This is a genomic window from Mycolicibacterium smegmatis (genome assembly GCF_001457595.1).
Lineage (GTDB): Bacteria > Actinomycetota > Actinomycetes > Mycobacteriales > Mycobacteriaceae > Mycobacterium > Mycobacterium smegmatis.
This window is the reverse complement of the sequence record NZ_LN831039.1, coordinates 6,205,669-6,217,572: the sequence shown is the minus strand read 5'-3', so window position 1 is coordinate 6,217,572 and position 11,904 is coordinate 6,205,669. Positions and strand designations below refer to the sequence as shown.

Genomic DNA, 11,904 nt, shown 5'->3' with positions numbered 1-11,904 from the left:
CCTACTTCGGTGCCAAGAATCCCACCGGCCCGGGGGAGATGCACACCGACAGCGCTGAAGTGTTGGCGCGGACGGTGATCGCGTCACCGGCCCCGGGCAGGCGGACGAACACGCGGTTCAGTCCGGGCCGGACGGGAACCTTGACGTCGGGGCCCTCGCTCAGCGCCATGGTCAGTGATCCGTCGCTGTTGGCCAGATAGTTGATCTCGGCGGTCCAGTCGGCAGGCAGCAGCGGCCCGTCGAGTGGCATCACGACGGGTTCCTCGGTCTGCACCAGATGTCCGCAATTGGGTTGCGGCCCGGGAAGAATGGTGCGCACCCAGGTCACCAGCGCGGGAACGAGGGTGCCGGTGCGGTCGAACATCCGCAGATCGGTTGTCGCGGACGCGAATTCGGGCCGAGGTGAGGCCAGCGCGAACATGTGGCTGGCCAGGTTCTCCGGATAGGCCACGCGTTGCAGGATCAGCGGGTCCACCTCCTGTTCCAGCAGCGGCGCATCCGAGGTGGACGCCAGGCTCGCCCGCGCGTTGTCGAGGTAGGCCGGGACGGGACTGTCGCGCCACACCCGCAGGAACGTCCACGTCGAGTACAGGCTGCTCGCGACGAACGCCACCGCCACGCCGACCACCACAACGGACCGCGCCCGCGACGCCGACAACCACGGCGACTCCCGGTTCGGTGCGCAGAACCCGACGGCCGTCAACAGCGCGAGCACCATGACCAGATCGGGCAGGTACCGCAGTGTCTGTGCGAGTTCGAGCGCGGTGAACCGCGACGAGCGCATCAGATAGATCGGCACCTGGCATGCGACGGCGTACCCGGCGGCCACGGCCAGCACGGGCCAGATCCGCTGCTTGCGCAGCAGCACCACCGCGACCGCGGCCACCAGCACGATCCAGCCCAGCACCATCACCGTCACGGGTGGTGTGGCCCATGGTGAGGCCGGTGCCCACCGCTGCCACTGCCACGGCCCGCCGGCCAGGCCGGGCACGATGCCGTGGGTGATGGAGCGGCTGAGCAGATCACCGGTCATGGCCAGGTCGAAGCTCCACCGCTTCTGGTCGACGACGGTCAGGTACACGCCGATCCAGGCCGCGGTCAGTGCCAGGCATGCCACCCACAACCGCAGGCCGCGCCGCCACACCTCGGCCAGACCGGAGGCCAGATCGAACTCAGACGTCACATACCCCAGCAGCGCGACCACCGCGAACGCGACGAACGGGATCACCGCGGCCTTCTCGAAGAACAACAAACCGCCGAAGTACACCAGCGCGCCGATGACCGCGTGGCGGACGCGTCCGGTGCGCACCAGCAGCACGGCCTCGCCGGCCACCCACGCCAACGCGGCCAGCATGGGCAGCGAGTTGAGCGCGGCGGCCCACCACGCGAACCCCGGCACGGCCAGCGGCGTGAACAACGCGAAGGTCAGCGGCACCAGCAGCACGGGGCGCCAGCCGAGGATCACCCACAGCGCCCGCAGCAGCGCGAGTGACACCAGTAGTTGCAGGACCACCAGGCTCAGCGCGGGCCACACCCACGAGAACGGCGCGAGACGCGTGATGACACCCGACACCAGGAACGCCGCGGGCATGACATGTCCGTCGTGGTCGTCGAACAGGAATGACGGCGACAGCAGACTCTGGGTGCCCGCGCGGCCGACGAGGATGAGATCGTCCCAGTAGAAGTAGCCGCCGAAGGCCAGTACGGCCCGGACAACCAGTTGCAGCGCGATCAGCGCGGCGGCAGTACGGGCGACCCAGTTCACTCTTGCCGACTGTACGGTCCGACTCCTCACGCATAGGTCGTCGGTATGGTGTGGCGGTGCGAACTTTGGTGACTGGAGCGGCAGGTTTCATCGGATCGACGCTGGTGGACCGGCTGCTCGCGGACGGACACAGCGTCGTCGGCCTCGACGATCTCAGCTCGGGGCGGGCCGAGAACCTGCATGCCGCGGAGAACAGTGACAAGTTCGAGTTCGTCAAGGCCGACATCGTCGACGCGGACCTGACCGGACTGCTCGCCGAGTTCAAGCCCGAGGTGATCTTCCACCTCGCCGCGCAGATCTCGGTGAAGCGTTCGGTGGATGATCCGCCGTTCGACGCCACGGTGAACGTCGTCGGCACGGTTCGCCTCGCCGAGGCCGCGCGCCTCGCGGGTGTGCGCAAGGTCGTGCACACGTCGTCGGGCGGATCCGTCTACGGAACCCCGCCGGCCTATCCGACCAGCGAGGACATGCCGGTGAACCCGGCATCGCCGTACGCGGCGGGCAAGGTCGCCGGCGAGGTGTACCTCAACATGTACCGCAATCTCTACGACCTGGACTGCTCGCACATCGCGCCGGCCAACGTCTACGGCCCGCGGCAGGATCCGCACGGTGAGGCCGGTGTGGTCGCGATCTTTTCGGAGGCCCTGCTGGCCGGCCGGACCACCAAGATCTTCGGCGACGGCAGCGACACCCGTGACTATGTCTTCGTCGACGACGTGGTCGACGCGTTCGTCCGTGCGGGCGGCCCCGCCGGTGGCGGTCAGCGCTTCAACGTCGGCACCGGTGTGGAGACCTCGACGCGTGAACTGCACACGGCGATCGCCGGGGCCGTCGGTGCCCCGGATGAGCCCGAGTTCCACCCGCCGCGGCTGGGTGATCTGCGCAGATCCAGGCTCGACAACACCCGTGCCCGCGAGGTGCTGGGCTGGCAGCCGCAGGTGGCGCTGGCCGAAGGCATCGCCAAGACGGTGGAGTTCTTCCGCAACAAATCCCAGTAAAAGATTGTGAGCACTCACTAACTGGGATAGCGTGGCGGCATCCGACCAATGGAGGTCCGCCATGTCATACGACGTCATCGTCCGCAACGGCCTGTGGTTCGACGGGACGGGCAGGCCACCGCAGGTCCGTACGCTGGGCATCCGCGACGGCGTGGTGGCCACGGTGTCGGCAAAGCCCCTCGACGAGACAGGGTGCCCCGAGGTCATCGACGCAGGCGGCAAGTGGGTGGTGCCGGGCTTCATCGACGTGCACACCCACTACGACGCCGAGGTCCTGCTCGATCCGGGTCTGCGTGAATCGGTACGCCACGGCGTCACGACAGTGCTGTTGGGCATGTGCTCGCTGTCGACGGTGTACTCCGACGCCGAGGACGCGGCCGACCTGTTCAGTCGCGTGGAGGCCGTACCGCGCCAATTCGTGCTCGGCGCACTGGAATCCCGCAAGACCTGGTCGAACCCGGCCGAGTACGTCGCCGCGATCGACGCTCTCCCACTCGGCCCCAATATCGCGTCGCTGCTGGGGCATTCGGACCTGCGCGCCTCGGTGCTGGGTCTCGACCGCGCCACGACACGCGGCGTGGTCCCCACCGACGACGAACTCGAGACGATGGCCGACAGACTCGACGCGGCCCTCGACGCCGGGATGCTCGGCATGTCGGGTATGGACGCCGCGATCGACAAGCTCGACGGTGATCGATTCCGTTCGCGCGCACTGCCTTCCACGTTCGCGACGTGGCGCGAACGTCGCCGCCTCATCAAGGTGCTACGCAAGCGCGGCCGCATCCTGCAGAGCGCGCCGAACGTGGCGAAAGCGCAGGAGGCACTGAACTTCTTCCTGGAGAGCAGCAGCCTGTTCGGGCGCCGCCGCGGCGTGCGGATGAGCCTGCTGGTGTCGGCCGACGCGAAATCCTCACCCGGCGCCGCACGCGTGATCGGGATGGGCACCCGGCTGCTGAACAAGACACTCGACGCCAAGGTGCGGTTCCAGCATCTGCCGGTGCCGTTCGAATTGTATTCCGACGGTATCGATCTGCCGGTGTTCGAGGAGTTCGGTGCGGGCACCGCCGCGCTGCACCTGCGCGACCAACTCGAGCGCAACAAGCTGCTCGCCGACCCGGAGTACCGCCGCCGGTTCCGCCGGTCGTTCGACCGCCGCAAGCTGGGACCGACGTTGTGGCACCGCGACTTCCACGACGCCACCATCGTCGAATGCCCGGATGAGAGCCTCATCGGCAAGACCTTCGGCCGGATCGCCGACGAGCGTGGCATCCATCCGCTCGACGCGTTCCTCGACGTGCTGGTCGACAACGGTGAGAAGAATGTGCGGTGGACGACGATCGTCGCGAACCACCGGCCCAAGGTGCTCGACCAGTTGGCCAACGACCCCGCGGTGCACATGGGTTTCTCGGATGCCGGTGCGCACCTTCGCAACATGGCGTTCTACAACTACCCGCTGCGCCTGCTGAAGCGGGTCCGCGACGCGCAACTGAGCGGACGCCCGTTCCTGACCACCGAGCGCGCCGTGTACCGGCTCACCGCCGAGGTGGCCGACTGGTTCGGGGTCGACGCGGGCACGCTGCGCGAGGGCGACCGTGCCGACTTCGTGGTGATCGACCCGAACTGCCTGAACTCCGACGTCGACGCGTACCACGAGGAGACCGTGCCGTTCTACGGCGGGCTGAGCCGCATGGTGAACCGCAACGACGACGCCGTGGTGGCGACGGCCGTCAACGGCACCGTGGTGTTCGGCAAAGGCGAGTTCCGTGACGGCTACGGCGACACCGTGAAATCGGGACGCTACCTGCGCGCAGGCGCCGACAGCCGCCTGAAAACCGCTGTCTGACATGGCCAGAACCCAACAGCAGCGCCGTGAGGAGACCGTCGCACGTCTGCTCGACGCGAGCATTCAGACCATCATCGACGTCGGCTACGCCAGGGCGTCGGCGGCGGTCATCGCGCGGCGCGCGCAGGTCTCCGACGGCGCACTGTTCCGCCATTTCCCCACGATGGGCGATTTCATGGCGGCCACGGCGCACGAGGTGATGCGCCGCCAACTCGAGGTGTTCACCAAACGGATCGCCGAGATCCCGGCCGAAGAGCCACCGCTTCAGGCCGTGCTGACCATCCTGCGCGACGTCACGGGCAATGACACCAACACCGTGATGTACGAGTTGCTGATCGCCGCGCGCACCGACGAAAAGCTGCGTGTCACACTGCAAGAGGTGCTCACCGAGTACGCCGCGAACATCTACGAGACCGCGCGCACCATCCCGGGTTTCGAGCAGTTCCCGCAGAACGAGTCCAGGCATGAGGCGATGGCGGCGGTGGCACTGCTGGTCAACACGTTCGACGGTGCCGCGATCATCCGTCCGGTGCTGCCGCAGCCCGACCTCGAAGACTCCCGAATCGCGTTGTTGTCGTCGCTGTTCAGCCGTTGACCCGGGAGAACCTGGCCAGCCCCACCAGATGAACCGCGATTCCCACCAGGGGGCCGCACAACAGTGCGACGACGGTGCGGGTCGAGAGCTCCAGTGGCAGCAGAAGCAGACCCACGGCGGCCACCGTGGCGATGATCCAGCCGAGTGCATAGGTGCGGTGCAGCGCGGCGGCCACCGCGGCCGCCCCTGTCAGGGTGAGCATCGCGATCGCGACCGCCGCGGCGGTCAGCCACGCCAGGAGCGTTCCGTCGGCGCGGTATTCGTCGCCGAAACCGACCTTCAGCAGCCACGGGCCGATGAGGCCTGCGGCCACCACCCCGGCCGCGCCGATCACGGCGACGACGGCGGCGGGCATCAACAGCGCGCGCAACCGGGCCTGGTCGACGAAATGGGCGATCAGGTTGCCCTGCATCGCGGTGAGCGGCACCAGCAGCGGGGCCCGCGTGAGCGTGACGGCCAGGATCACCACACCGCCTGCCGCACCGAGATCGGCGGACGTGGCCTTGAGCAGCACCGGGAATCCCATCACCAGGATCGCGCTGGCCCCGGCCGCGGCGATCGAGTGTGCGGTCCCGCGGACGAACGTCCACGTGCCGCCCGCGGTGACCTGGCGGGCGGCCACACGCGCGGCGGGTGCGGTGAGCAACAGGATCAGCCACGCGCCCGCCCCCGCGACGGTGGCCCACAGATAACCGCCCAGACCCCAACCTAAGACGAACGACGCGGCGGCCACCCCCACACGGATGCCCGCGTCGGTGACCATCAACGCGCCGTATTCGGTCCAGCGGTCGATACCGGCGAGCATGCCCAACAATGTCGCGTGCAGGCAGAACCCGGCCAGACCGACGCTGAGCAGGGCGACGGAAAGGGCGCGCGACTCCACGAACACGTGCCCGCTCCACAGCGGCGAGGTGCCCGCGATGACCAGCGCCGCGACCACCCCGACCGCGGCCGCCACCCGCATCGGATGTGTGCGCGGCCCCGAAACCCCGGACACCCGGGGCGCGACCTGGACCGACCGGACCTCACGCGTGGCCTCCTGCAGCAGGCCGTTGGCCGCGCCGGTGACAAGTCCGAAGGCGCCCCAGAACACCGCGAACACCGAGAATCCCGCGGGTTCGAGGTCACGCGCGGCGAGGTACAGCACGGCGTAGCCGCACAGTGCCGTGATGGCGGTCGCCGACCCGACGCGGGCGATGCTGCTGCGGGTGATCGCGCCACGCGCCGGATCGTCCGGATCGAATGGGGCAGGCGCACCGCCGTCGGTCACAGCGGCGGCAGCGCTTCCGAGTACAGCCACGCCTGCCACAGCGGCTGCAGCGATTCACTGGTGTAACCGGCGGCCAGGCCCGTGAAATCGTCGGTGAACGCCGTGCTGTGCCGGTGGCGTGTGGTCCAATCCTGCAGTAGCGCAAAGAAGTCCTTGTCGCCGATCCGCTCGCGCAGCACATGCAGGGTCATGGCTCCGCGCTTGTACACGCGGTCGTCGAACATGTCGCGCGGGCCGGGATCGGCCAGCAGCAGGTCCTGCGGGGAGTGCCGCAACTTGTCGTAGTAGTGCTGTGCCCACTCGGCCGCGCTGCGCCCGCCGCTGTTCTCCGACCACAACCACTCGGCGTAGCACGCGAATCCCTCGTGCAGCCAGATGTCGCGCCAGCGCCGCGCCGTCACCGAGTTGCCGAACCACTGGTGGGCCAACTCGTGGGCGATGAGACGCTCGGACCCGCGGCTGCCGTCACAGTGGTTGGCGCCGAAGATCGAGATGCCCTGGGCCTCAAGCGGTATCTCGAGGTCGTCGTCGGTGACCACCACGGTGTAGCCGGTGCTCAGCGGATACGGGCCGAAGAGTTTGACGAAAAGCTTCATCATCTGCGGTTGACGCTCGAAGTCGTGGTCGAACGCCGATCGCAGGCGCGGCGGCAGCACGGCGTGCATCGGTACCGGGGTCTTGGTCATCCGGTGCGATTCGTACATGCCGATCTGCAGCGTCACCAGATACGGCGAGGTGGGCTCGGCGAGTTCGTAGGTCCACACGGTGTGGCCCGCACGCACCTTGCGCGACAACAGTTCCCCGTTGGCGATCGCGTGGTACGGGCTGTCGGTGCTGATCTGGATACGGTAGGAGGCCTTGGCGCTGGGATGGTCGTCGCACGGGAACCACGACGCCGCGCCGTTGGGCTGGCCCGCGACGAGCGCCCCGTTGGTGAGTTCCTCGAAACCGACGTCACCCCACAGGGTGTCGATGGGCCGCGGATTGCCGCTGTAGCGGACGACGATGGTCATCGCGGAGCCAGCGGGCAGCGCCGAGGGCAGCGTGATGTGCAGTTTCGCCCCGGAGCAGCGGAACTGTGCGGGCCTGCGGCCGTTCACCGAGACCTTGCCCACCGAGAGGTTGTCCGACAGGTCGAGGGTGAACGTTCGCAGCGCCGCAAGCGTCACCGCGGTGATGGTCGCGGTCCCGGTCAGACGGTTGCTCGCAACCTTGTATTCGAGGTCGAGTTCGTAGCGCGACACCCGGTAGCCGAAGTTGCCGTTTCCGGGCAGGTACGGGTCGATGACAGGCGGGTGCCCGGCTTTCTTGGCGACCTTCTTGGACCTCGTCACGCGGCCGGTTTCTCTGTCGTCTTCTTGCGCGCCGACGCGGCGGCGGTGCGTTTCTTGCCGAACATGTCCCACGGCGCGATCGGATTGCCCTGCCACCGCGTCGACGACGGAACCTCGTCGCCACGCATCACGAGCGATCCGGGTCCCACCGTGGCGCCGGCGCCCAATCGGGCGGCAGGCAGCGCCACGCAGTGCGGTCCCAGCGTCGAACCCGCTTCCAGGACAACGCTGTCCATCCGCATGATGCGGTCGTGGAACAGGTGCGTCTGCACCACACACCCGCGGTTGACGGTGGCCCCCGCGCCGAGGCTCACCAGGTCGGCCTCGGGCAGCCAGTAGGTCTCACACCACACCCCGCGTCCGATCGACGCGCCGAGTGCGCGCAGCCACAGGTTCATCACCGGGGTGCCGGTCGCGGCCCGCGCGAACCACGGCGCCGCGACGGTCTCGACGAACGTGTCCGAGACCTCGTTGCGCCACACGAACGACGACCACAACGGATGCTCGACGGCGCGGATCCGCCCGATCACCGACCACTTCGCGGCCACCGCGATGAGCCCGGCCAGGGCACCCGCGGCCAGCAGCACCAGTCCGCTCGCGAGCGCGGCCCACAGGTAACCGAACCGCAGCACCAGCGTCTGCAGTGCACCCAGCACCGCCACCCCGATGCCGAACGTGATGATCACCGGGATGATCCGGCACGTCTCGACCGCCGCGCGCATGGCTTTCAGCCGCGGCGACGGGTGGAAGGTGCGCAGCACGTCGGCGGCGGTCGCCTTGCGCCGCAACCGCACCGGAGGGCTGCCCAGCCACGACGAGCCGGCCTTGGCCTTGTGCGGCGTGGCCGACAGCACGGCCACCAGACCGTCGTCGGGCACCTTGCGCCCGGGTTGCGTGATGCCCGAGTTGCCGAGGAACGCGCGCTTGCCGATGGTGGCCTTGGCGACGTGGATCCAGCCGCCGCCCAGTTCGTACGACGCGACCATGGTGTCGTCGGCCAGGAACGCGCCGTCCTGTACCTCGGTGAACTTCGGGGTGAACAGCGCCGTCGAGATTTCGGTGCCCTCACCGACTTTCGCGCCCAGCAGACGCAGCCACCACGGGGTCAGCAGGCTCGCGTAGACGGGGAACAGGTAGTTGCGCGCGGCGTCCATGAGGCGTTCGGTGGCCCACAACTGCCAGCCCACGCGGCTGCGCACCGGGTGGTAGCCCTCGCTGAGCCCCACCGAGAGCACGCGCACGCCCAGCACGGTCAACACGGCGTAGGTGAGCACCGCGACCACCGTCGCCACGGGCGTCCACGCCAGCGCGGGCAGGATCGCGTCGACCGGGGTGGCGGTGTCACGGATGCCCCAGCCGATCACGGCGAGACCCGCGGCCAGGCCCGCCAGCGGCAGGCTGCCCAGCAGGATGGAGGTCACGCCGTACACCGCGACCCACACGGGGGCGCGCGGCGGCCGGTGATCGGGCCACGGGTGGCGCGCCTTGCCCGACTTCACGGCGGGCGAGCCCTTCCAGTACTGGCCGTTCTTGACCTTGCCGACCACCGCGGACCCCGGTGCCACATCGGCGTTCTTGCCGACCGTGGCGCCGGGCAGCAGCGTGGTGCGGGCGCCGATCGTGGCGTCGTTGCCGACCGTGATGGGGCCGACGTGGAACAGGTCCCCGTCGATCCAGTGCCCGCTGAGATCCACCTCGGGTTCGATCGAGCAGCGGTGCCCCAGCTTGGCCATGCCGGTCACCGGCGGTGCCGAGTGCAGGTCGACGCCCTTGCCGACGCTGTTGCCGAGCGCGCGGGCGTAGTACACCATCCACGGTGCGCCCGCGAGGTTCTCGGCGCCGCTGGCCTCGGCGAGCCGCTCGGCGAACCAGACCCGCAGGTGCACCGCGCCGCCGCGGCGGTAGGTCCCGGGTTGCAGGCCGCTCAACAGCATCCGGGCGAACAGCACCGCGATACCCATGCGGCCCACGGGCGTGATGAACACTCCGAAGCCGGCGAGCAGCAGCCACCAGTTGACCGGCTGCGCCCACGGCACGAGGTCCAGCGCGGCGGCGACGTTGTTCAACAGGCCCAGCCACACCACCCACTGCATGCCGGTCAGCGTGGCCAGCGGCACCGAAAGCGCGACCTGAGCGGCCTGCGTGAGCCGCGACGTCGGGGCGACCTCGCGCGCGGTGATCTCCGGGGGCGGGGACAGCTCGTCGAGATATCCGGCCAGCGAACCGAGCCGGGGATGGTCGTAGATGTCGGCAACAGTCACCTGCGGGTAGCGCCTGCGCATCGCGGCGACGAGCTGCGCGGCCGACAGTGACCCGCCGCCGAGCGCGATGAAATCGGCCTCGGGCCCGTCGACGGTCGTGCCGAGCACGTCGCGCCACAGGCCGGCCAGCCAGCCCATGGTGCCGACGAGTTCGGGGGCGTCCTGATCGGTACCGTCGGGTGGCGGCCAGGGCAGGGCGTTGCGGTCGACCTTGCCGGAGGTACGGGTCGGCAGTTCGTCGAGCAGGATCAGACGCGGTACCAGCGCGGCAGGCAGCGATTCGGCCAGCGCGGCGCGCGCGGCCGCGAGGTCGAACGACGGGTCGTGGCTCGCGACGTAGCCGACCAGCAGCGGCGTGCCGCTCGCGGTCTTGCGGACCGCCGCCGCCCCCGCGCTGACGCCGGGAAGGTTGACCAGCGCGGTGTCGACCTCGCCGAGCTCGATGCGGCGGCCGCCGACCTTCACCTGATCGTCGGCGCGGCCCTGGAAGTACAGGCCGTCGTCCTGCAGTCGCACCAGATCCCCGCTGCGGTACGCGCGGCTCCAGCCCAGCGTCGGCATCGGCGCGTACTTCTCGCGGTCCTTGTCCGGGTCCAGGTAACGGGCCAGCCCGACGCCGCCGATGACCAGCTCACCGACCTCGCCGACCGCCACCGGGAGCCCGTCACGGTCCACCACGGCCAGATCCCAGCCGCTCAACGGCAGCCCGATGCTGACCGGGCCAAGGCCGTCGAGGCGCGCCGCGCAGGCCACCACGGTGGCCTCGGTGGGCCCGTAGGTGTTCCACACCTCGCGGCCGTCGACCGCGAGCCGCTGCGCCAATTCGGGCGGGCAGGCCTCGCCGCCGAAGATCAGCAGCCGCACCGATTCGAGCGCCTCGGCGGGCCACAGCGCCGCCAGCGTCGGAACCGTGGACACCACGGTGATGTCGCGGCTCACCAGCCAGGGGCCGAGGTCCATCCCGCTGCGCACCAGCGACCGCGGCGCAGGCACCAGGCACGCACCGTTGCGCCAGGCCAGCCACATCTCCTCGCACGATGCGTCGAACGCGACCGACAGGCCCGCGAGCACCCGGTCACCCGGTCCGATCGGGTTGTCCTGCAGAAACATTCGTGCTTCCGCGTCGACGAACGCGGCGGCACTGCGATGCGTCACGGCGACTCCCTTGGGAGTGCCGGTAGAGCCCGACGTGAAGATGATCCAGGCGTCGTCGCGGCCGAGCGGGGCCGCCGCGCGCCAGCCGCGCGACTGGCCGACGCCGCGGATCAGGCCGCGCTCGGTGATCACGCCGACGACGCCGGCCTCACCGAACACCAACTGGGCGCGCTCGTCGGGATCGTCGGCGTCCACAGGCACATAGGCGGCCCCGGCCGCCAGCACCGACAGGATCGCGACGTACAGCGCGTAACTTCCCGACGGCATCCGGATGCCGATCCGGTCGCCGCGGCCGATGCCGCGTGCGGCCAGCCACGCGACGCTCTCCTCGATGTCGGCGACGAGTTCGGCATAGGTGAGCTGCACCGTGCCGTCGTCGATCGCGGGTGCGTCGGGGAACCGCCGCGCGGTGTCGTAGAGGATGTCGATGAGCGTCCGCGGTGCAGGTGCCAGCGATGAGAGCAGGTACTGAGCGGGGACCGCGTGCCCACCAACTGCGTCGTCCGTTGCTGTCACGGATACAAACTACTAAGCCCGTGCCCGGGCGGGCCGGAGACGACGCGGCGTGGCTGTTCGATTTCGGATCACGGTCACGATCAGGCACACTTGTCCGCGGAGGGGAGTATTCCTTCGCTGCGGTGTCGTCATCACGTCGGTCGCCATGGAACCGATCGGTGCCGCAG

Annotated in this window: 7 protein-coding genes; 3 read left to right on the top strand and 4 right to left on the bottom strand. The window is 69.3% G+C overall.

Going from position 1 to position 11,904, the window contains the following annotated elements; all coding sequences use genetic code 11:
- Position 1 precedes the first annotated feature (1 nt).
- On the bottom strand, positions 2-1,765 hold the full coding sequence (locus tag AT701_RS30050) for a hypothetical protein (RefSeq protein ID WP_058127152.1): 1,764 nt from the start codon (positions 1,763-1,765) through the stop codon (positions 2-4).
- Between the two features lie 56 nt (positions 1,766-1,821).
- Here AT701_RS30050 and galE1 point away from each other — a divergent pair, with 56 nt between their 5' ends.
- From galE1 to AT701_RS30035, 3 genes are all read left to right on the top strand, one after another.
- Positions 1,822-2,763, top strand: a complete 942-nt coding sequence (gene galE1, locus AT701_RS30045; RefSeq protein WP_167350202.1) for a UDP-glucose 4-epimerase — start codon at positions 1,822-1,824, stop codon at positions 2,761-2,763.
- Positions 2,764-2,824: 61 nt separating this feature from the next.
- A complete protein-coding gene (locus AT701_RS30040; protein WP_011731071.1) occupies positions 2,825-4,606 on the top strand; it encodes an N-acyl-D-amino-acid deacylase family protein in 1,782 nt (593 codons plus the stop codon).
- A gap of 1 nt (position 4,607) precedes the next feature.
- A complete protein-coding gene (locus AT701_RS30035) occupies positions 4,608-5,201 on the top strand; it encodes a TetR/AcrR family transcriptional regulator (RefSeq protein WP_058127150.1) in 594 nt (197 codons plus the stop codon).
- On the opposite strand, the gene AT701_RS30030 is transcribed toward AT701_RS30035, so the two are convergent.
- Genes AT701_RS30030 through AT701_RS30020 form a run of 3 tightly spaced genes read right to left on the bottom strand, consistent with a single transcriptional unit; the run spans position 5,191 to position 11,737 of the window.
- Complete coding sequence (locus AT701_RS30030) at positions 5,191-6,471, bottom strand: hypothetical protein (RefSeq protein WP_058127149.1); 1,281 nt, start codon at positions 6,469-6,471, stop codon at positions 5,191-5,193. The two genes, AT701_RS30035 and AT701_RS30030, sit on opposite strands and share 11 nt — an antisense overlap.
- Entirely contained in the window at positions 6,468-7,805 is a 1,338-nt protein-coding gene (locus AT701_RS30025) for a M1 family metallopeptidase (RefSeq protein WP_058127148.1), read from the bottom strand. The genes AT701_RS30030 and AT701_RS30025 overlap by 4 nt, the downstream gene beginning before the upstream one ends.
- The gene (locus AT701_RS30020) at positions 7,802-11,737 is read right to left on the bottom strand and encodes a Pls/PosA family non-ribosomal peptide synthetase (RefSeq protein ID WP_058127147.1); all 3,936 of its coding nucleotides are present in this window, start codon (positions 11,735-11,737) and stop codon (positions 7,802-7,804) included. The genes AT701_RS30025 and AT701_RS30020 overlap by 4 nt, the downstream gene beginning before the upstream one ends.
- Positions 11,738-11,904 lie beyond the last annotated feature (167 nt).